This is a genomic window from Sandaracinus amylolyticus (assembly GCF_000737325.1).
Lineage (GTDB): Bacteria > Myxococcota_A > Polyangia > Polyangiales > Sandaracinaceae > Sandaracinus > Sandaracinus amylolyticus.
In genome coordinates this window covers 7,570,884-7,591,546 of the sequence record NZ_CP011125.1, presented here as the reverse complement: position 1 = coordinate 7,591,546, position 20,663 = coordinate 7,570,884, and the positions used below count along the sequence as shown (strand labels likewise).

Annotated in this window: 18 protein-coding genes; 13 read left to right on the top strand and 5 right to left on the bottom strand. The window is 73.9% G+C overall.

Features of this window, described 5'->3' with window-relative positions:
• Positions 1–132 precede the first annotated feature (132 nt).
• The 3 genes from DB32_RS32020 to DB32_RS32010 are packed head-to-tail and all read left to right on the top strand — an operon-like array spanning position 133 to position 2,806.
• Positions 133–678 (top strand): RNA polymerase sigma factor, encoded by a 546-nt coding sequence (locus tag DB32_RS32020; protein ID WP_169791624.1) that lies wholly within the window; start codon positions 133–135, stop codon positions 676–678.
• The gene (locus DB32_RS32015; RefSeq protein ID WP_169791623.1) at positions 675–1,856 is read left to right on the top strand and encodes a FecR family protein; all 1,182 of its coding nucleotides are present in this window, start codon (positions 675–677) and stop codon (positions 1,854–1,856) included. The genes DB32_RS32020 and DB32_RS32015 overlap by 4 nt, the downstream gene beginning before the upstream one ends.
• Positions 1,853–2,806, top strand: coding sequence for a serine/threonine-protein kinase (locus DB32_RS32010; protein WP_053236445.1), 954 nt, complete (start codon positions 1,853–1,855; stop codon positions 2,804–2,806). The genes DB32_RS32015 and DB32_RS32010 overlap by 4 nt, the downstream gene beginning before the upstream one ends.
• Positions 2,807–2,814: 8 nt before the next feature.
• On the opposite strand, the gene DB32_RS32005 is transcribed toward DB32_RS32010, so the two are convergent.
• Positions 2,815–5,355, bottom strand: coding sequence for an MYXO-CTERM sorting domain-containing protein (locus DB32_RS32005; protein ID WP_157069626.1), 2,541 nt, complete (start codon positions 5,353–5,355; stop codon positions 2,815–2,817).
• Between the two features lie 122 nt (positions 5,356–5,477).
• Here DB32_RS32005 and DB32_RS32000 point away from each other — a divergent pair, with 122 nt between their 5' ends.
• From DB32_RS32000 to DB32_RS31990, 3 genes are read left to right on the top strand one after another with little or no spacing between them, the layout of a single operon-like run.
• Positions 5,478–6,419, top strand: a complete 942-nt coding sequence (locus DB32_RS32000; protein ID WP_053236443.1) for a DUF5996 family protein — start codon at positions 5,478–5,480, stop codon at positions 6,417–6,419.
• Between the two features lie 48 nt (positions 6,420–6,467).
• Complete coding sequence (locus DB32_RS31995) at positions 6,468–7,727, top strand: aminotransferase class III-fold pyridoxal phosphate-dependent enzyme (RefSeq protein ID WP_053236442.1); 1,260 nt, start codon at positions 6,468–6,470, stop codon at positions 7,725–7,727.
• Positions 7,724–8,464, top strand: coding sequence for a hypothetical protein (locus DB32_RS31990; protein WP_157069625.1), 741 nt, complete (start codon positions 7,724–7,726; stop codon positions 8,462–8,464). Before DB32_RS31995 ends, DB32_RS31990 begins: the two co-directional genes overlap by 4 nt.
• A 180-nt stretch (positions 8,465–8,644) precedes the next feature.
• On the opposite strand, the gene DB32_RS31985 is transcribed toward DB32_RS31990, so the two are convergent.
• The gene (locus DB32_RS31985) at positions 8,645–9,502 is read right to left on the bottom strand and encodes a hypothetical protein (protein ID WP_053236440.1); all 858 of its coding nucleotides are present in this window, start codon (positions 9,500–9,502) and stop codon (positions 8,645–8,647) included.
• 96 nt (positions 9,503–9,598) lie between these two features.
• Here DB32_RS31985 and DB32_RS31980 point away from each other — a divergent pair, with 96 nt between their 5' ends.
• The 5 genes from DB32_RS31980 to DB32_RS31960 all read left to right on the top strand — a co-directional run bounded on the left by DB32_RS31980 (position 9,599) and on the right by DB32_RS31960 (position 13,694).
• The gene (locus DB32_RS31980) at positions 9,599–10,705 is read left to right on the top strand and encodes a winged helix DNA-binding domain-containing protein (protein WP_053236439.1); all 1,107 of its coding nucleotides are present in this window, start codon (positions 9,599–9,601) and stop codon (positions 10,703–10,705) included.
• Positions 10,706–10,759: 54 nt separating this feature from the next.
• Positions 10,760–11,488: a CoA transferase subunit A gene (locus tag DB32_RS31975; protein WP_053236438.1), complete on the top strand. Its 729-nt coding sequence runs from the start codon at positions 10,760–10,762 to the stop codon at positions 11,486–11,488.
• 3 nt (positions 11,489–11,491) lie between these two features.
• Positions 11,492–12,121 carry a CoA transferase subunit B gene (locus DB32_RS31970; protein WP_053236437.1) on the top strand — a complete coding sequence of 210 codons (630 nt, stop codon included), beginning with the start codon at positions 11,492–11,494 and terminating at the stop codon, positions 12,119–12,121.
• Positions 12,122–12,228: 107 nt separating this feature from the next.
• A complete protein-coding gene (locus tag DB32_RS31965) occupies positions 12,229–13,080 on the top strand; it encodes a peptidylprolyl isomerase (RefSeq protein WP_205627095.1) in 852 nt (283 codons plus the stop codon).
• Positions 13,077–13,694 (top strand): hypothetical protein, encoded by a 618-nt coding sequence (locus tag DB32_RS31960; RefSeq protein ID WP_053236436.1) that lies wholly within the window; start codon positions 13,077–13,079, stop codon positions 13,692–13,694. The genes DB32_RS31965 and DB32_RS31960 overlap by 4 nt, the downstream gene beginning before the upstream one ends.
• Before the next feature lie 225 nt (positions 13,695–13,919).
• Here DB32_RS31960 and DB32_RS47350 read toward each other — a convergent pair whose 3' ends face one another.
• Entirely contained in the window at positions 13,920–15,176 is a 1,257-nt protein-coding gene (locus tag DB32_RS47350; RefSeq protein ID WP_053236435.1) for an RCC1 domain-containing protein, read from the bottom strand.
• Positions 15,177–15,184: 8 nt separating this feature from the next.
• Positions 15,185–17,518 carry a TonB-dependent receptor plug domain-containing protein gene (locus DB32_RS47345; RefSeq protein ID WP_053236434.1) on the bottom strand — a complete coding sequence of 778 codons (2,334 nt, stop codon included), beginning with the start codon at positions 17,516–17,518 and terminating at the stop codon, positions 15,185–15,187.
• 225 nt (positions 17,519–17,743) lie between these two features.
• On the opposite strand from DB32_RS47345, the gene DB32_RS31945 reads away from it, so the two are divergent.
• Positions 17,744–18,478, top strand: a complete 735-nt coding sequence (locus DB32_RS31945) for a hypothetical protein (RefSeq protein WP_053236433.1) — start codon at positions 17,744–17,746, stop codon at positions 18,476–18,478.
• 879 nt (positions 18,479–19,357) lie between these two features.
• Here DB32_RS31945 and DB32_RS31940 read toward each other — a convergent pair.
• A complete protein-coding gene (locus tag DB32_RS31940) occupies positions 19,358–19,879 on the bottom strand; it encodes a phosphatase PAP2 family protein (RefSeq protein WP_157069624.1) in 522 nt (173 codons plus the stop codon).
• Positions 19,880–19,920: 41 nt separating this feature from the next.
• Between DB32_RS31940 and DB32_RS31935 the strand changes: the two genes are divergently transcribed.
• Positions 19,921–20,655 carry a coiled-coil domain-containing protein gene (locus tag DB32_RS31935; RefSeq protein WP_053236431.1) on the top strand — a complete coding sequence of 245 codons (735 nt, stop codon included), beginning with the start codon at positions 19,921–19,923 and terminating at the stop codon, positions 20,653–20,655.
• The last annotated feature ends 8 nt before the right edge of the window (positions 20,656–20,663 follow it).

Sequence of the window (20,663 nt, the reverse complement as noted above, 5' to 3'; positions counted from 1 at the left end):
GCTCGTGCGCCTCACGTCGAGGCTCCGTTTTTCGCCGTGCCAGCGCTGCCGATTCGACGCCGACGCTCCTCGACCGGCGCACGCCCCGAGCGCGCGTCGGGCACGGTCGCGCGCGTCGAGGGATCGCAGCCGGTGTCCGACGCGGAGCTCGTCGTGCGCGCGCTGGGCGGCGATCGGTGGGCGCAGGAGGCGATCTTCCGGCGCTACGTCGCGGACGTGACGTCGCTCGCCGAGCGCTTGCTGCGTCGTCGTCACGAGGCCGACGACGTGGTGCAGGACACGTTCGCCGACGCGCTCCTCGCGCTCGGCGAGCTTCGCGATCCGAGCGCGCTCCGCGCGTGGCTGCTCGGCATCGCGGTGCGGCGCGTGCGCCGTCGGGTGCGCAAGCTCGCGCTGCTGCGCACGCTCGGGCTCGACCGCGGGATCGACGACGCGACGCTCGAGCTGCTCGCGTCGCCGGGGCTCTCGCCGGACACGCGCGCCGAGCTCGCGCGCGTCGATCGTGCGCTCGCGCGGCTGCACCCCGACGATCGGATCGCGTGGATGCTGCGTCACGTCGAGGGCGAGAAGCTCGAGGACGTGGCGGCGATCGTCGGATGCTCGCTCGCGACGGCGAAGCGACGGATCGCGGCCGCGGAGACGCTGGTGCGCGCACGGCTGCGAGAGGGCGAGCCGTGAGCCTGCCCGAGCGCATCGGTGACGTGCTGGAGCGCGCGGATGACGAGCCGCGGGTGCGCGCAGCGTGGGAAGGAACGCGCGCGCGGGTCGCGGCACGTGAGGGACGCCCGCGGCGCGCGCCGATCGTCGCGGCGGGGATCGCGGTCGCGGCGGCCGCGGTGCTCGCGCTGGTCGTGGTGCCGCGCGCTGCGACGCCGGTCGCGGAGGAACGGCCCGACGCGCCGGGCCCGCTGCGGCTCGACGACGGCGCGCTGCCGATCGCGACGGAGGCGATCGCGTCGCCGCGCGCGCTCGTGCTCTCGGATCGATCGCGCATCGAGCTCGCGCCGGGTGCGCGCGTCGTGCCGCGCGCGAACGACGGTGCGCAGCTCGGTCTCGCGCTCGAGCGCGGTCGAGCGCGCTTCGAGGTCACGCCCGGCGGGCCCCGCGCGTGGACGATCGACTGCGGGCCGGTGCAGGTGCGCGTCGTCGGGACCGCGTTCGTGATCGATCGCAGCGACGCGCGGATCCGCGTCGACGTCGAGCGCGGACGCGTGCGCGTCGAGGGCGACGTGGTGCCGGACGGCGCGCGCGTGCTCGATGCAGGAGCGTCGATCGAGGTGGCGCTCGCGCGTCCGATCGAGCCCACGCCTCCGCCGATCGCCACGGAGCCCGAGATCGTCGCCGCGCCGCCTCGTGTGCGCGCGCCGATCGCGCGTGCTCCGAGCCGCGCGTGGCGTGCGATGGCCGAGCGCGGCGCGCATCGCGATGCGTACGACGCGCTCGCCGCCGAGGGTGGTGTCGCCGCGACCGCGTCGCGCGCTGCGCCCGATGACCTGATGTTGCTCGCCGACGTCGCGCGCCTGTCGGGCCACCCCGAGGACGCGGTGCCTCCGCTCGAGCGGCTGATCGGCGCGCATCCCGACGCGGCCGAGGCTCCGCTCGCCGCGATCACGCTCGCGCGAATCGAGCTCTCGTTGGAGCGTCCCGCCCGCGGTGCGCGCGCGTACGAGCGCGCGATCGAGCTCGGGGTGCCGCGCGTGTTCGACGCCGAGGTGCGCGCGGGCCTGGCGCTCGCACGGGCGCGCGCGGGCGACGTCGAGGGCGCAGCGAGCGCTGCGCGCGAGTGCCTGGCGCGCCATCCGTCTCCGCCTCACGCCGACGCGCTCCGTGCGCTCGCCGAGCGCGGACCGCGGTGAGGTCGGTCGCGCTCGCGCTCGCGTGCGCGGTGCTCGCGATCGCGCCGTGCGTCCGCGCGCAGCACGCCGAGCTGGTGATGCCCGCGTGCACGCCGCCGTGGTGGGACGAGGTCGGGCTGCGCGACGCGGTCGACGTCGAGCTGCGCGGCGCGAGCGCGCGCATCGAGCTCGACGTCGCGGCGCCGTGCGAGGACGCCGTCGTGGTCGTGGCGCACGTGCTCGACGGCGACGGAGCGAGCACGCGGCGCATCGAGCTCGCCGACGTCCCGCCGCCGATGCGCGCGCGCGCGATCGCCATGGCGCTCGCGTCGGTCCTCGCGGAGCCGCGGGCGAGCGTGGAACCGCCGCACGCCGACGTGCCCGCCGCCACCGCGTCGCGCGCGCGCGACGAGCTCGGCGCTCCCGTCGCGAGCGATCCCGTGATCGCAGAGGTCGCACCCGATGCATCGGTCGGGCTCGTGCTCGCCGGCGTCGCCGCGCTCGCTCCCGCGTCGCCGAGCGTCTGGGGCGGGCCGCGCGCCGGCGTGGTCGCGCGCATCGCGCCTCCGCTGCACCTCGTCGCTGGCCTGGAGGCGCTCTTCACGACCCGCAGCGATCCGCTCGGCGAGGTGCGCGGCACGTGGATCCACGGCGCGATCGGCGCCGGGCTCGAGGCGTCGCTCGCACCGCTGCGGCTCGGTGGTTCGCTCGCGCTCGGGCTCGGATGGGCGCAGCTCGAGGGCGAGACGTCGAGCTCCGACGTCGTCGCCCGCCGCAGCGACGGCGCGATCGTCACGTTCGACGTCGCTCTGCGCGGCGCGCTCGATCTCGATCGCGCGATCGCGATCGTGCTCGGCATCGAGGCGCGCCTCGTCGCGCTCGGGCTCGAGGCGCGCTCTCCGAGCGGCGCCGTCCTCGCGCTCCGCGACGCCGTGCTGGCGGCGCAGCTCGGGATCGAGCTGCGCCTCTGATCTGAGCCTCAACGACGCCGCCGGCGCCCGATCACGAGCACGATCCCGAGCGCGACCAGCATCGCCGAGGTGCCCGCGCTCGAGCGATCCGCGGCCGTGCGGCACGCACACCCACCGCCGGTCGGATTCGGGATCCCGCGGATCAGCGGGAGCGTCGCGACCCCGACGTTGCCCGCTTCGTCGACGACCTCGACGTCGACGTCGCGCCCGTCGAGCACCAGCGCGTCGGGCTCGTAGCGCGCGTCGTTGGACCAATCGGTCCATTCTCCCCCGCGCACGCGGAAGCGATATCGCAGCGCGCGCGCGCCGGTCACGATGTCGCTCGCGCTCGCGACGTACGCCGTGCCGTCGGGCAAGCGCGAGAGCTGCACGTCCGGCGCGATGACGTCGACGATCAGCGTCGCCCGCGCGGGCGTCGCATCGACGCTGCGTGCATCGCCCGCGACGCGCGCCCGTGCCTCGATCTCGTGGCGACCCTGGAGGAGCAGCACCGGATCGTCGATGCGCACGCGCGACGTGCTCGACCACTCCGACCACGTCGTTCCGTCGACGCGATGGCTGTACTCGTACTCGGTGCCCGGCGCGGCACCCCCCGCGCCCAGGTGCAGCCACGCGGCGTTGCCCTCGCCGGTCGCGAACCGCTCGAGCGTCATGCTCTCGCGGTCGAGCTCGAGATCGCCGACCTCGATCGTCGTGTCGATCGCGGTGCGCACGGCGCTCTCCGCGAGCCGCAGGTTCGCGAAGATCCCGAGGAAGCGCTCGCCGTCCTGATCCACGCCGCGCACGCCCTCGGGCGGCACGTCGAGCTCGAAGCCCATGATGTCCGGCAGCGAGATCGGCGGGATCGCGCCTGCGAGCATGCCCGCGACGCGCGGCACGAGACGACCGAGCGCGGTCGCGACCATCTCGGGCGGCTCGATGAGCAGCTCGCTGTTCGTCACGACCGGCTCCGCGACGTCCACGCTGTCGACGCGCAGCACGATCTGTCCGCCCTCGACCGCGATGCCGAGGTGGATCGCGAGGTCGCTCTGGAACGTCATGAAGCGCACGTAACGCTCGGTGCTCCACACGTAGAAGTCGATGCGGAGCTCGGGGAGCGTCACCGTGAGCTGCGGCGCGGTCTCGGAGATCGTGAAGTCGGGCGGCTGCTGCGGGCGCAGCGCGAGCATCAGCGGCGCGCCCTCCGATGGATACGCGAGCGTGCGCAGCGATCCCGCGATCGCCGACACGAGCCCGGTCGACAGCAGCTGCGACAGGCGCGTGCCCGCGGCGAGGCAGAGCATGCCGCTGTCGAACATCCCGTAGCCCGCGTGATCGAGGAAGTCCTCGGCGATGCCGATCCCGACGTGCGTCTCGATGTCGGTGCCGGGGATGACGTTGCCGCGGAACGCGTCGACGCGCGCGACCTCGGGCAGCGCGGGCGGCTCGAGCGAGGGCACGCAGACCGCGTGTCCCGGCGTCGTCTCGAACGCACGATCGAACGACATCATCCCGCCCGAGAGGAAGAGCGTCATGCCCTCGTCGACCGCCTCGCCGTCGCCGCCCGCGGCGAGCGCGAACTGCAGCGATCCGTGGGTGCCCGGTGAGAACCCACCGAGCAGCTGCGCGCCGAGATCGCCGCGCCCTTCGAAGCCGAGCAGCGTGGGCACGCACTCGTCGGCCCCTTCGCTCGGCGGCGCGGGGTCGTAGTAACAGATCGCGTCCGCGGCGGTGTCGCCGCGATCGTGCGTGCCGGTCGGACACCCGAGCTCGCCGCGGCGCGTGCAGAGCTGCTCCGACAGCGCGCCGTTCAACAGCCCCTGCACCGCGTTGGTGATCGTGCCCGCGATCGCGCCGCGCACGAGATCGGTGTTCGCGATGCCGCACGCGATCGGCCCGCCGTCCCACCAGTTGAGGTGCGTGATCGAGAAGTCGTTCGGCTCGACACCTTCGTCCTCGACGACGCCGATCGAGCGCACCGCGAGCTTCGTCGCGCCGGCGCGCGCCTCGCGATCGATCTCCTCGAGCGCGAGCTCGGCGCGCACGCCGACGTACGGTCGATCGCCACCGCGCGTGTCGATCGTCAGCAAGCACTCCGACGCGAGCACGCGCACCTGCCACGCCGCGACCACGCCGGTCTCGTCGCGGCTCTCGGCGATCGCGCGCACGTGCGCGTTCAGCTGGTTCGTCCCCTCGACCGGCTCGAGGTCGAGCGAGTCGACCTCGATGTGCGCGAAGCAGTCGGTCATGCCGTCGCCTGCGGTCGGATCGGAGCTGCAGATGATCGCCGCGCCCTGATCCCCGCGCTCGACCGGGAAGTCGAGCCCGTCGGGCAGCACGCGCGGCAGGATCGCGCCGACGTTCTCCTCGATGAACGCGATCGCGCTCGACGAGAGGCGCACCTGCGCGGCGTTCGGGATCTGCTGCGCGATCGGGAAGCCACCTGGAATCGGCGCGATGCCGCACCCCGCGCACCCCGAGCAGCCACCACCGCTGCACGCGAACGTCGCGAAGACGAGCAGCACCACGAGCGCGGAACGAAAGAAGGAAGAAGAGAAGCGCGTCGGCACGAGGCACCTCGTTGCTGCGAGCAAACGTTGCGATCGCAACGAACGGACTCGACCACGCGAGATGACCCTTGGTCAATAGGGGTCCGGTCGATCGTGCACGGGTCGCCCCTAGATGGCCCCGCATGGAGACCCAGGACGTCGAGCGCACCGCCGATCGCTGGCGCGATCACGCGTGGCCCGCGATCCCCTTCGCGGCGTGGCGACCCACCTGCGAGACGCTGCATCGCTTCACGCAGGTGGTCGGCAAGATCCGGATGGGCCTCGCGCCGCCGCGCAACCACTGGTGGCACGTGCCGCTCTACGCGAGCGCGCGCGGGCTCACGACGTCCCTCGTGCCGTATCGCGGCGGCGGGCTGCAGATCGACTTCGACTTCGTCGATCACCGGCTGCGCATCGCGACGACGCTCGGCGAGACCCGCGAGCTCCCGCTCGCGTCGCAGAGCGTCGCGCGCTTCTACGATCGCGTGATGCACGCGCTCCGCGAGCTCGGGTGCGACGCCGCGGTGTGGAGCACGCCGGTCGAGGTGGAGGACCGCACGCCCTTCGAGCTCGACGACCGGCACTGCACGTACGACGGAGACGCGGCCGCGCGCTTCTGGCGCGCGCTGGTCTCGTCGCAGGCCGTCATCGACGCGTTCGAGTCGCGCTGGGTCGGAAAAGTGAGCCCGACTCATTTCTTCTGGGGCGCGTTCGATCTCGCGAGCACGCGCTTCTCCGGGCGCACCGCGCCCGAGCACCCGGGCGCGCCGAACCTCGCGCGCTCCGTCGCGGTCGAGGCGTACTCGCACGAGGTCACGAGCGTCGGCATGTGGCCCGGTGGTCCGGGCTACGACGACGCCGCGTTCTACGCGTACGCGTACCCCGAGCCGCAGGGCTATCGCGACGCGCCGGTCGAGCCGCGCGACGCGTCCTACAGCGACGCGCTCCGCGAGTGGGTCCTGCCCTACGAAGCAGTGCGTCGATCGCGATCGCCGGAGCGCACGCTCACGCGCTTCTGCGAGACGACGTACGCCGCGGCGGCGACGCTCGCCGGGTGGGATCGACGCGCGCTCGAGCGTGCGTGAGCGCGCGTCTCGCCGCGCCTCGGCGCGCTACGCTCGCGCGAACTGCGTATGAGCGAGCATCCGTTCTTCTTCACGTGGTCCGCGCAGCGCGGCGCGAAGCCGGTCGAGATCGTCGGCGGCGAGGGCGCGTCGTTCGACGTGCGCGAGGGCGAGCGCGTCGAGCGCTGGCTCGACATGGGCAGCCTCAGCTACCAGGCGAACCTCGGTCACGGCTGCCGTCGCGTGATCGACGCGATGAAGCGCCAGTGCGACGAGCTGCTGCTCACGGTGCCGAGCGGCGGCTATCCCGCGAAGGACGCGCTCGCGCGCAAGCTGCTCGAGCACGCGCCGCCCGGCTTCACCAAGGTGTTCTTCACGCTCGGCGGCGCCGAGGCCGTGGAGAACGCGCTCAAGATCGCGCGGCTCGCGACCGGACGTCACAAGGCGATCTCGCGCTACCGCAGCTACCACGGCGCGACGATGGGCGCGCTGACGCTCTCGGGCGATCACCGCCGTCCGCCGCTCGAGCCGGGCCTCGCGGGCGTGGTGCACGTGCTCGATCAGTACGAGTCGCGCCTGCCCGGCGGCGCGCGCGTGATCGAAGGTGGCGCCGATGCGAGCGCGATCGCGCGCACCATCGAGCTCGAGGGGCCGGAGACGATCGCCGCGATCTTCCTCGAGCCGGTGCCGGGCGCGAACGGCGCGCTCGTCCCGCCCGCCGGGTATTGGTCGGGCGTGCGCGGCGCGTGTGATCGCCACGGCATCGTGCTCGTCGCCGACTGCGTGCTCGACGGCTTCGGGCGGCTCGGCAGCTGGTACGGCTTCGAGCGCCTCGGCGCGACGCCGGATCTGATCACGATCAGCAAGGGCCTCACGGGCGGCTATGCGCCGCTCGGCGCGGTGCTCGTCCACGAGCGCATCGCGAAGCTGTTCGAGGATCGCGTGCTGCTCGCGGGCCTGACGTTCTACGGGCACCCGATCGGCGTCGCGGCCGGGCTCGAGGCGGTGCGCGTCTACGAGGACGAGAAGCTCGTCGAGCGCGCCGCCGTGCTCGGCGCGCGCATGGGCGCGGAGATCGCCGCGATGCAGGATCGCCGCGGCGAGACGATCACGAAGACGCGCGCGATGGGCCTGCTCGCCGGGCTCGAGATCGCGGGCGATGCCGCGCGCTTCACGAGGCTCTCGAAGGCGCTCGACGCGCGCCGCGTGTACACGCACCCGAACGCGCGCATCCGCACCCTGATCGTCGCGCCCCCGCTGGTGATCACGGAGGACGAGCTGCTGCGCGGCCTGCGCGCGATCGAGGACGCGATCGTCGAGAGCGCATGATGACGCGCGCGCTCTCGCTCGCGACCGTGCTCGTCGCCACGATCCCATCGCTCGCGTCGGCGCAGCCGGCGTGCGCCGCGCCCACGTTCGAGACGCTGTGGCCCGCGGTGCCCGCCGCGCGTCGCGAAGGGATCGTCGTCGACGACGAGCACGCGACGACGCGTGTCGCGACGATCGAGCTCGACGGAGCGAGCCCCGCCGAGGCCGTGCTCGCGATCGACTCGCTGATCTCCGAGCTCGACGAGGAGCTCGGCGCGCCTCGCACCGGCCTCTTCGTGCTGCGATGCCGCGGCGGCGCGTGGTCGCTCGTCGGACGCGTCGACGTCGAGATCGACCGCGGCTGGGACGGCACGTACGACGATCGCCCCGGCGTCGTCGTGATGCGCGCCGAGACGCTGCCCGGCATCGGCCACGACCTCGCGCGCATCGAGCACGTCGACGTGCGCGGCAGCTACGACCCGCGCTTCGTGTCGCGCCGCTTGATGTACCTGCACGTGATCGGCGACGAGGTCGTCGTCGCGTTCGACGCGGTGGTGCGCGTCGAGACCGAGGCGGGCCCCGATCGCAGCGACGTGGGCGGCACGCTGCGCTCGGTGGTCCTGCGACGCACCACGCCGCCCGCGATCCGGATGCGCATCACCGACCTGCTCGCGAACGGCCGCCGCCGGCCGCGGTGTCGCACCGACCTGCGCTTCGACGGCCGCACGTTCGTGCCCGACGACCCGAGCTGCGAGTGACCCCGTCGCGCGTGAACGCGCGAGCACGGATCGCGACAGACCGTCACGAACTCGCGTTCTCGATCCTCGCGCCGCGATCCCGGTGAAGCTCCAGACGCTGCGACCCTCGCCGGTCTTCAAACGCGAATCGGCGCGGCCGCTCTTCGCGCCCGCGCCGATCCACACCGCGCTCGCCAGCGATCAGAACGAGGCCTGGACCTGCCCCGGCCCCGACACGCCCTGCAGGACCACGCTGCCCACCGCCGCCTGCACGCACGCCTCGACCTGCGTCCCCGCGTGCGGCGGCGCGAGCGCCACCCCGACCTGACCCTGCGCCGTCCACCGGATCGCCAGCGTCACCGGCGCGCCGCCCGTGCACTGACGAATCGCCGCGATCTGCGTCGCGAGCAGCGACTGCAGCGTCCCCGCCGCATCGATCTGCACCACGTCCGCGGACTCGTCGCCCACCACGCCCGCGGTCGACGCCTCCTGCACCTGCACCTGCTGCGACGGCGACGCGTACGCGTCCGGCACCACGATCACCGCGGTCCCCGGCTCGGTCTGCATCACCACGCCGCCCGCGACCGCCCCGCGCGACCACGCGCAGGCGCCCGGCGCGCACGCCAGCGCGTACTGGAGCGTCTGCCCGCACGCGCTCACCGTGCGCGACAGCGGCCCCGTCGGCTGCACCACGACCTGACCCGTCGCGCACTGCGTCTCCGCGATCGCGACCGCCTCGACCGGCTGGATGCCGACCCAGCGGCAGTGGCGCCGACCGCTGCACACCATCACGTAGTCGCGCAGCTGACCGCACCCCGAGATCGAGAAGATCCCCGGCGAGACCTCCTGGGCCGACAGCTCGCGGTGATGGCACTGCGTGTCCCGGCTCGCGATGCGCAGGAGGTTGCGGTAGTGCCGGTGCGAGATCGACGTGGCGACCACACCGCCGCTGGTCGCGGGCTGTGCGACGGTGGCGGTGGCGCGGGCGCGTCGATGACAGCCGGTCAGCGCGAGCAGGGCGACGAGGACGAGCGGCAGGAGCCGGACGAGACGAGTCATGGCGGGGCCGCTCAGCGAAGGTCGTGCCATCGACCACAGCATCGCCCGGGCGAAAACTGTCAGACAACTGTCATCGTGATCGCGCATCGTCCCGCCATGCCCGAGGTCCTCGACACCCGTGCGCTCAACCGCGCGCTCCTCGCGAGGCAGCACCTGCTCGAGCCCACGAGCCTGTCCCCGCTCGCGCTCGTCGAGCACCTCGTCGGGCTCCAGGCGCAGCAGCCGAACGATCCCTACGTCGCGCTGTGGACGCGATCGCGTGCCTTCCGCACCGACTCGCTCTCCGCGCACGTCGCGGATCGCGAGGCCGTGCGGATCGCGGTGATGCGCTCGACGATCCACCTCGTGTCCGCGCGCGACGCGCTCGCCCTGCGCCCGCTCTTGCAGCCGATGCTCGAGCGCGCGTTCGACGGCGTGTACGGCCGGCGTGTCGCCGGGCTCGATCGCGACGCGATCGCCGCGCACGCGCGCGCCCTCGTCGAAGAGCGCGCGCGCACCTTCGCGGAGCTCGGCGCCGAGCTCGCCGAGCGATGGCCCGAACGCGACCCTGCATCGCTCGCCGCCGTCGCGCGCACCAAGCTCGCGCTGGTGCAGGTCCCGCCGCGCGGCCTCTGGGGCGGCAAGGGCCAGGCGAAGCACACCACGGCCGAGCAGTGGCTCGGTCGTGCGCTCGATCCCGACGCGCTCTCGCTCGATCGGCTCGTGCTGCGCTACCTCGCCGCGTTCGGTCCTGCGAGCGCGCTCGACGCGCAGACGTGGTCCGGGCTCGCGTCGCTCAAGGACGTCTTCGAGCGTCTCCGTCCCTCGCTGCGCGTCTTCCACGACGAGCGCGGTCGCGAGCTCTTCGACCTCGACGACGCGCCCCGTCCCGCTCCCGACGTGCCCGCGCCGGTGCGCTTCCTCCCGCAGTTCGACAACGTGCTCCTCTCGCACGCCGAGCGCGCGCGCATCGTGTCCGACGAGCGCCGCAAGGTGATCAACGACGTGCCCAACGGCCTCGTGCCCGCCGCGGTGCTGATCGACGGCTTCGTCGGCGCGACGTGGCGGCTCGAGCGCGAGCGCAAGCACGCCGTGCTGCACGTCGCGACGTTCGGCCGCGTGCAGAAGGACGTGCGCCGCGCGGTGACCGATGAGGGCGCGCGCCTCCTCGCGCTGCTCGCGCCCGATCACGAGACCTCCGTCGAGGTCGCGCCTCGCGCGTGAGCGAACGCCGCGCGCACGCTGGTTCGTGCCGTCGCTCGCGATATGTTGGCGCGGATGACGACGGTCTCTCCGGGGAGGCACCGCGCGAAGGTGCGCAGCAGCGTCGACGAGGCGCTCGCGCCGCTGTTCGACGGCGCGCGGATCATGGTCGGCGGCTTCGGTCTCTGCGGCAACGCCGAGGCGCTGATCGCCGGCGTGGTGAAGCGCGGCGTCCGCGACCTCACGCTGATCAGCAACAACGCGGGCAACCTCGGCAAGGGCCTCAACGCGTGGCTCGAAGCGGGCATCGTGCGCCGCTTCATCGGCTCGTACATCGGGACCAACGAGGCGCTGCACCGCGCGATGGCCGCGGGCACCGTCGAGGTCGAGATCGTGCCGCAGGGCACGTTCGTCGAGCGCATGCGCGCCGCGGGCGCGGGCATCCCCGCGTTCTACACGCCCACCGGCGTCGGCACCGTCGTCGCCGAGGGCAAGGACACGCGCGACTTCGACGGGCGCACCTACGTGATGGAGCGCGCGCTGCCCGCCGACTTCGCGCTGATCCGCGCGCGCCGCGCCGACGCGTTCGGCAACGCGCGCTTCTGGCGGACCGCCCGCAACTTCTCGCCGATCATGGCGAGCGCCGCGAAGCAGACGATCGTCGAGTGCGACGAGATCGTGCCGCTCGGCGCGATCGATCCCGACGACGTGCACCTGCCCGGCATCTTCGTGCACCACGTGCTCGAGGTGCGCGAGCACGAGGATCCCTTCGAGTACCGCACCGTCCGCAAGAGGAGCGCCTGAGCGATGCCGTGGACGAAGGAGCAGATGGCCGAGCGCGCCGCGCGCGAGATCGAGCCGGGCAGCATCGTGAACCTCGGCATCGGCCTGCCGACGCTCGTCGCCGACTACCTCCCCGACGAGCTCGGCGTCTGGTTCCACAGCGAGAACGGCCTGCTCGGCATGGGGCCGTTCCCCTACGAAGGCGAAGAGGACTCGCAGATCATCAACGCCGGCAAGCAGACCGTCACGGTGGTGCCCGGCGGCTCGACGTTCGACAGCGCGCTGAGCTTCGGGATGATCCGCGGCGGCCACGTCGACCTCGCGATCCTCGGCGCGATGCAGGTCGCGTCGAACGGCGACCTCGCGAACTGGGCGATCCCCGGCGGCAAGGTGATGGGCATCGGCGGCGCGATGGATCTCGCGAGCGGCGCCCGCCGCATCCTCGTGATGACGCAGCACGTCACGAAGGAGGGCGAGCCCAAGCTCGTCGCGTCGTGCACGTACCCGCTCACCGCGAAGGGCTGCGTGAACCGCATCATCAGCGAGCTCGCGGTGATCGACGTGACCCGCGAGGGGTTCCGCCTCGTGGAGGCGGCCCCGGGGGTCACGATCGACGAGCTGCGCGCGAAGACCGGCGCCCCGCTCGCGGGCTGAGCCGCCGCGGGGTGATCCCGCGATCGGCGCGCCTACATCGCGGTGCATCGCCCCGCGGTCGCGAGGCGACTCGTCGCGCGTTCTGCTATCTCGGTCGGGTGATCACCGTGAATCGTGGAACGAACTTCGGACGGCTCGCGACGCTGACGCGCCTCGTGAGCATCGCGGCGCTTCTCGCGCTCGCGGGCTGTGGTGGGCAGGACGAGCCGAGCTTCCGGCCGACGCGCGCGTCGGCCGAGGATCGCGAGCAGCGCGCCGAGCAGGTGCCCGCGCGCGAGCGCCCGGTCCAGATCGAAGGCCCGGCGCGACCCGCGGGAGATCCGCCGGTCGTCGAGGTCCAGGCGCAGCCGCAGGCCGCGATCGATCCCCGCCTCATGAACCCCTCGCAGCTCACCGAGCGCGCCCCCGACGTGTTCGTCGCCGAGCTCGACACCACCGAGGGCCCGATCCGCATCGAGGTCCACCGCGACTGGGCGCCGAACGGCGCGGACCGCTTCTACAACCTCGTGCGCGCGGGCTTCTTCGGCGACGTCGCGTTCTTCCGCGTCATCGACGGCTTCATGGCCCAGGGCGGCATCCACGGGAACCCCACCGTCGCCGCCGCGTGGCAGCGCGCGAGCATCCCCGACGACCCGGTCGTGCAGCACAACACGCGCGGCATGGTGAGCTACGCGATGGCCGGCCCGGGCTCGCGCACCACCCAGTTCTTCATCAACCTCGTCGACAACTCGCGGCTCGACGGGATGGGCTTCGCGCCCTTCGGTCGCGTGCTCGACATGGCGACCGTCGACCGCCTCCACAGCGGCTACGGCGAGGGCGCGCCGAGCGGACGTGGCCCCGCCCAGGCGCGCATCCAGCGCGAGGGCAACACGTACCTGCGCGCGGAGTTCCCGGACCTCGACTACATCCGCAGCGCGCGCATCGCGGACGGCGCGGGCGGAGGACGACCGGCGCGATGATCACCGTGCTGCTCGTCGCGCTCTCGCTCGTGGGCCTGCTCGTCGCGGCCTACGGGGCGGTGCGCTTCGAGCAGCATCGGCGGCTGCGCGACGAGCGCACGCGCTGGGAGGACCTCGCGCTCCTGCTCGACGCGGAGCTGCGGATCGGCGAGGACGGGCGGCTCTCGCTGCACGGCGAGCAGGACGACGCGACGTGGGTGCTGCGCTCGGCGGGCGGGGAGCCCGAGGGCGACGAGGTGAGCGCGCGCGCGCTGCTCGAGGTGAGCTTCGACGCGGCCGATCGGCTCGCGCCGGCGACCGTGTGGCGCGAGCCGCCGGAGGACGCGGGCGAGCTCGAGCGGGTCGGCACCGAGGAGTTCCGCACGGTGTTCGAGGTCGAGCAGGGCAGCGTGCCCGCGGGGTGCGTGCGGTGGATCGAGGATCGCGAGATCCAGGATCTGCTCCTCGCGAGCGGCGCGTTCGCGGCGATGGTGCGCGCCCAGGATCCGCGCCGCCCCACCATCGCGATGGTGCTCGATCACGTGGAGCTCGACGCGGTGCGGCTCGCGATCGAGTGGGCGTCGCGCATGAGCCGCATCGCGCGCGAGGGCATCGCGGCGACGCCCCCGCACTGAGTTTCCCCGGGGGCTCCGCCCCCTGTCGACCCCGGCCGCTCCGCGCTTCCCCGCCCCCCTGTCGACCCCGGCCGCTCCGCGCTTCCGCGCGCCCCCCTGTCGACCCCGGCCGCTCCGCGCTTCCCCGCCCCCCTGTCGACCCCGGCCGCTCCGCGCTTCCCCGCCCCCCTGTCGACCCCGGCCGCTCCGCGCGCTGCGCCCCAGCCCCGCTCGGTCGCGTCGAGATCAGCGGAACCGCAGCGTCACGCGGTGGGGCGCGCGGGGCTCGGACGGGGGCGAGCCGAGCTGGCCGTGCTCGTTCGCGCCCCAGCACCAGAGCTCGTTCGTCATGGTCGCGGCGCACGTGTGCGCGCCGCCGCACGCGATCGCGGCGACCTGCGTGGGCCCCTCGACGCGACGCGGCGCCAGCGCCCCTTCGCTCGGCGGTGCGCCGGACTGCCCGCGATCGTTGGCGCCCCAGCAGACGACGCCCAGCGCGTCGAGCGCGCAGGTGTGCGGCGCGCCGTACGAGACCACCCCGTCGTCGACCCGCACCTCGCCGCCGACGCACACGTGCGAGGGGCTCTCGAGCGCGAACGGGACGCGCACCCGCGCGCCGCGCGGCTCCTCGCCGGGCGGCACGCCCAGCTCGCCGTGCTCGTTCGCGCCCCAGCACTCCAGGCTCGACGCGCGCGTCACCTCGTCGAACACGAGCACACACGCGTGGGTCGCGCCGAGCGCGCTGATCCCGCGATCTCCGAGCGGCTCGCGGTGCGGCGCCTCGCGCCACGCGCCGTCCTCCCACGGTCCCTCGGGCGGCACGCCGCCCCAGCACCACGCCTCCTCGCTCCCGTCGCCGAAGTCGAACACGCCCGCGCAGGTGCGGAACCCGCCGACGACCACGAGACCGTTCCACGCGTGGCTCGACACCGGGGGCTCGAGCTCGACCGGCTCCGGCGCCGCGACGCCGAACCGCAGCCCGTCCCAGGCGCCGCTGCACCGCAGGTGGCGCTCCGGAACGCCGGCGTCGTCGAACACGTCCTGGGTCCAGCACTGGTGCAGCGTGCCGCTCTCGATCCCGTTCCACACGCCGTCGCCGCGCGCGACGAGCCGAGGGCTCGGCGCGCCGCCCACGACGTCCTCGCGGCCCCAGCAGATCGGATATCCCGAGTACGTCGCGCACGTCTGCGCCATCCCGGCCGAGAGCGTCGGCCTGCCGCCCCACGAGTCGACGCGCTGATCGACCCGCCCCATCGCGGCGATCGCGTCGCGCACCTCGGGGCGTGACTGCCCGTGTGCGTTCTCGCCGAAGCACACCGCGTCCTGGTCGACCGCGACGCAGGTGTGACGCTGGCCCGCCGCGACGATCCCGATCACGCAGTCGCCCGCCTGCTCGCACGTGATCTCGTCCGGGCCCGCGTCGATCCGCGGGGTCGGCCCGTTCAGCTCGAAGGTGCACCCGAGCGCGAAGACCAGGAGCAGCAGTGTCGGATTGCGCAGCATGGCAGGCCTCAGAGCTCGATCCGCAGCCCGAGGTTCGGGCCGACGATCGGCGGGGTCCGTTCTTGTCGGCAGTCGGTCGGAGGGCCGTCGCTGCGGTTGACGCACGAGAGCGCGATCGGCTCCTCCGAGAAGCTCGCGTTGAGCCAGTCGAGCGACACCCGCATCCGGCCCCAGCCCGCGTCCCACGCGTACGAGAGCTGGACGTCGAGCCGCGCGTACGCGTCGAGCTCGCGCTCGAGCCGCTGCGTCGCGCCGACCTCGTCCTGGTAGAACACGCCGCGCGGCGCGCCGCTGCGCACCAGCACGCGCACTCCGGCGTGGAAGCCGTCGACCACGTGCCACTGCACGACGGTGTTGAGCAGGTGCCGCACGTCGTAGCTCGGGCGCATCGCGATGCCCGCGAGCTCGTCGATCTCGTTCCACGCGAGCGTGTAGCTGATCCAGCCGTTGACCGGGATGTCGTTCGACGGCGGCATCCGCACGAAGAGCTCGCCGCCCCACGACGTGCCGTCGGTGCGCGGCACTCCGTCGATGTGCTGGCACCCACCGCCGGGGCGCGCACAGATCTCCTGCGTGCTCGCGGCGAGCAGGAAGAAGTCGACGAACGCGAGCCCCTCGTAGCGGTGCGCGAAGAGCTGGAGCTCCGCCTCGAAGAGCGGGTGCTCGTAGCGCGCGCCGATCTCCGCCTGGTAGGCGGTCTGCAGGCCTCGCAGCAGCGGCACGTCGGCCACGCCGGGCAGCGGCACCAGGAAGGTCGCGGGCTGTCGCACGATCGCGCCGCCGACGTGGAGCTCCAGCGCGTCGAGCACCCGCGCCGTCACGCGCAGCCGCGGATCGAGCGCGCCCGTCGCGTAGCGTCCCGCGGTCCAGAGATCGAAGCGCCCGCCGACCTCGATCGACCACGTGGGATCGATCGCCCAGATCAGCTCGGCGAACGCGCCCGACGTGCTGCGCACCGCGCTGTCCGAGAACACTCCGTCGTAGCGGAACGGGTCGAAGCTCCCGACGTCGACGGGCGGCAGCGGGCGCCCGAACGAGCCGATCGCGTCGGCGCCGAGGCGCAGCCGCACCGGCCCCTCCACCAGCGAGACCCAGAGCCGCGGCCCGATGGTGGTCGCCGCGATCGCGAGCGAGAGCGCGTTGGGATCGTCGGTGCCGACCGAGCTCTCCTCGAAGCCGGCGCGCAGCGCGAGCCCGAGCTCCGCGCCGCCGCCGAGCCGCCGCACGAAGCGCACCTCGCCGCGGTGGAACTGCACGGTGGTGATCGTCGTCGTGGTCTCGCTGGTGCGGACCGCCAGGCGATCGAACGAGCCGATCCACACGAGGCGCAGCTCTTCTTGCGTCGAGACCGGCACGCGCCCGCGCAGCTGGTAGTCGCCGTAGACGAGCTCGACGTCGTCGGTGATCAGCGAGAGCACGAGCCCCGGGTACCCGACGCGCACCGCGCCCATCACCTCGCCGCCGAGCACCGGCGCCTCGACGTAGCCGTTCGCGTCGAGGAGGCGCACCTCGAGCTCGCCCGCGACCCGATCGATCGCGCGCGGGTCGGGGCCCTCGCCCACGATCACGCCGCCGAGATGACGCCCGTAGCGCGCGGGCGCGACGCCCGCGTGGAGGCGCACCGGACCGAGCATGCGCGGGTGGATCACCGCGGGCCCGATGCCGAGGTGGAAGAGCATCGGCAGCGGCAGGTCGTCGTAGACGTAGAGCGAGCTCGCGGGCGGCGCGCCGCGCACGTAGACGTAGGGCACGCCGGTGGCGACGGGGGTCACGCCGGGCATCGCCTCGAGCGCGCGGAAGGGATCGCCGAATGCGCCGGGCACGTCGCGGATCTCGGCGAGCTCGAAGCGCCGCGTGCCGGCGGGCAGCGGGGTGCGCGCGCGCGCCGAGAAGAGCGGCTCGCCTTCGGGCGGTGGCGGATCGCTCGCGGGCGGGCCGGGATCGGCGATCGGCTCGGGCTCGGACGGTGGCGGCTCGCTCGCCGGCGGCTCGGGATCGGGCGCCGGCGCCTCGGGCTCGGGCTCGGGCTCGGGCGGACGCAGCAGCACGCGGGCGCGCGCGGCGACCACACGATCTCCGACGCGCGCGGGCTCGAAGCGCGCGCGCGCGATCACGTCGCGCGCCGCGTCGCACACGCTCGCCTCGTGGTCGCACCCCTCGAGCTGCGCGCTGCCGTCGATCGCGACGATCACGACCAGCTCCAGCTCCGAGATCGCGGCGCCCTCGGGCAAGACCAGCTCGGGGAGCTCGATCACGCGTGGGGGAACGCGCGCCTCCTGCGCGCTCGCGGGCGAGGCGAGCGCGGACACGAGCGCGAAGAGCACGAGCCATCGGCGCGGCACGGGGCTCTTGGTGGGAGCGACCTCGCCCCGCGTTGCATCCGATTTCGCGACTCGACAGGAGTGCTCGCGAAGCAGCGGGCGGACGGGAGTGCCCGTCTCGGGCACGGACGGGAGCCGGCTGCGCAGCGAGCCGTTGAATTCGCCCGCCGCCTTGCCGCGCCGTCGCCCTGCGTGATAGCCGACCTCCGTGTGCCGGCGGGGGCCGGCGCGAGGAGGGGCAGAGCGATGACCAAGGGTGTCGCGGACTGGTACACACCGCGGATCGCCAAGCGCGCGGAGCTTGCGCGCGCGCTGAAGGCGAGGGGGAGCGCGTGGCTGCGCGGCGCGCGGCTGACCGAGGCGGATCTCGACGAGATCATCCGGCACGGCGACGAAGCCAAGGCGGCGGATCGCGAGCAGCAGGCGCAGCTCGCCGAGCACCACGTCGAGCGCGCGGGGCGCGCGCGCAGCGCGGCGGACGTCACGGAGCGCGAGGACGACCTCGCGGCGACGCTGCCGGCGGTGGCGCACGACCTCCAGGTCGCGGGCCACGGCGAGGACGCGACGTTCCTCGCGAAGCTCTCGTTCGCGCGCTACCGCATGCGCACCCACGACGTCCCGGTCGAGCCGACGAGCGAGTCGGAGGCGACGACGATCCGAAAGATCGAGCGCGTCGAGAGGAGCGACGTCCCGACGCGCGCCGAGGGCCTCGCGGCGCTGTGCGAGACGCTGGCGTCGCGGCCCCGGATCGTCCGCGCGCTCGCGGCGCGCGGGCTCGACGCGTCGGCGCTGCGCGCGCTCGGAGAGGACGCGACCGAGGTCGCGGCGAGCGGGCGCAACTCGCCGCGCGCCGCGGAGGCCACGGCGCGCGAGGCGGCGGCGGTGCACGCCCAGAAGGTGAAGTGGTCGGCCCTCCGCGCGCTGATCCGCCGCGCGTGCCGCGACGATCGCGACCTCGCCGCGCTGCTCGCCGACTGCTGATGTCTCGATTCTGGGACTGCGCCGAAATCTCCAATCGTTCCGCACACTCGAAGCGGTCGAGAAGAGGGGCGGCGCAGTCCGGAAGAGCCCCTGCGCGGTCGGAAAGAGCCCCTGCGAGGTCGGAGAGAGCCCCTGCGAGGTCGGAACGAGGGGTCGCGCCGATCGGGAGCAGGGGTCGCGCCCGGCGCGGGAGCCCCTTCGTGCCCGCGAGCAGGGGTCGCGCCGGTGGCGAAGAGCCCCTGCGCGATGGGAAGTACGGGTGGCGCCGATCGCGAAGAGCCCCTGCGCGATGGGAAGTACGGGTCGCGCCGATCGCGAAGAGCCCCTACGCGAAGGGAAGTACGGGTCGCGCCGCTCGAGAAGAGCCCCTGCGCGATGGGAAGTACGGGTCGCGCCGATCGCGAAGAGCCCCTGCGCGATGGGTCGCATCGCGAGATGCGTGGAGGATGGCGCCGATGCGACGTGGATGGCCTCGGTCGCGGTGCTCGCGGCCGTCTCGCGAATCGAGCGAGCGCTTCGCGTTCGCCCGCTTCACGAGCCGGGCTACACGCGAACGCTCGTCTCGCCCTTCATCGGGGCGAACGCGAAGCGGAGCCCGGATCGCGAGCGTCGGGGACGCGGCGAAGCGCGGCCCCCGTCGCGAGCCATCTCCACCCCAGCCAGCGAGGCGGCAGACACCGCGTACCGAGGCGTGAGGGGGTGGGTCCGGCGGCCTCGTGCGACGGGGGCTCGCCGAGGCCGACCACAGCCTCACGACAGTCATCGCGGCGCGCTTCGCGCTGCGATGCGCCCACCGCGTCCCGACATCCCGACCGCGATCGTCTGGCAGCCCGCGAGCACCCCGGCCGCCGGACCCACCCCCTCACGCCGCACCACCGATCACCCGGCCCAGCGAGAGAACCGATCCACTCCGAGGGCCACGAAGATCCCCAGCGTCGCCCCGAAGAGCAGGTCCGTCGGCCAGTGCACGCCCGCGTAGAGGCGCGCGAAGCACGCGAGCACCGCGATGATCGCCGCGGGCAGCCCGGCGCGCCATCCGAGGCGCGACCAGATCCACGCCGCGCCCGCGCCGCACGCGGCCGCGGTGCCCGAGGGCATCGACCACGAGCGCGCGCCCGGCACGCTCCCGAGCACGTCGAGCTGCGCGAGGAGCTCGGGGATCGCGGTGGGGCGCGGCCGCGCGAAGAGCGGCTTGAGGAACGTCTCGGTGACGAAGAGCGCGAGCAGGAACGCGAGCAAGCCGTCGCGCGTGGTGGTCGCGACGGCGCGCCGCCGCATCACGAGCAGCGCGACGAGGAACGCGGGGTAGAGCAGGTACCCGTGCTCGCCGAGCGGACCGAGCGCCGCATCGAGCGCGGGCGATCGGAGATCGTTGATCGCGACGAGGAGCTCGGCATCCACGGCGCGCACTCTAGCCGTCCGTCCTGTGCGAGGCTCGCGCGATGGACGAGGAGCTCGAGGAGATCATCGCGGCCGCGCACGACGCGCTCGACGACGAACGTCCCGCGGACGCGCGCGCGATGCTGGAGCCCGCGATCGCGCGGCCCGGCGCGCGCGACGAGGTCCGCGCGGAGGCGCTCGGCCTGGCGGCGGTGGCGGCGCGCGCCGAGGGGCAGGAGCGCGACGCGCGTGCGCTCTCCGATCGCGCCATCGCGCTCGCGTCGTCGTCGCCCGAGCTGCTCGCGGACCTGCTCGAGGATCGCGCGGAGCTCGAGCTCGCGGCGCGCGCGCCGGGGAGCGCGGCGTCGCTGCTCGAGCGGGCGATCGCGCTGCGCGCATCGAGCGGCGCCGAGACGTGGCTCGCGCTCGGCGAGGCGCGCTTGCGCGCGGGCGCGCTCGACGGCGCCGACGACGCGCTCGCGCACGCCGAGCAGGGCGCGCGCGACGAGGAGGACGACGAGGGCGTCGCGCTCGCGATCGAGATGCGCGCCGACGTCGCGCTCGCGCGCCCCGACGCGGCCGCGGCCGGCGCGACGTACGCGCGCGCGATCGACGCGTGGCGCGCGCTCGAGGACGACGCGGCGATCGTGCGGTGCCTCGTCGGTCGGGCGCGGGCGGCCGAGCTCGACGACGACGCGGGCGCGGTCGCGGCGATCCTGCGCGAGCTCGAGGCGATCGACGGCGACGTCGAGGGGCGCGCCGAGGCGGTCGACGAGGTGCGCGCGCTGATGCCGTGAGTTGGCGA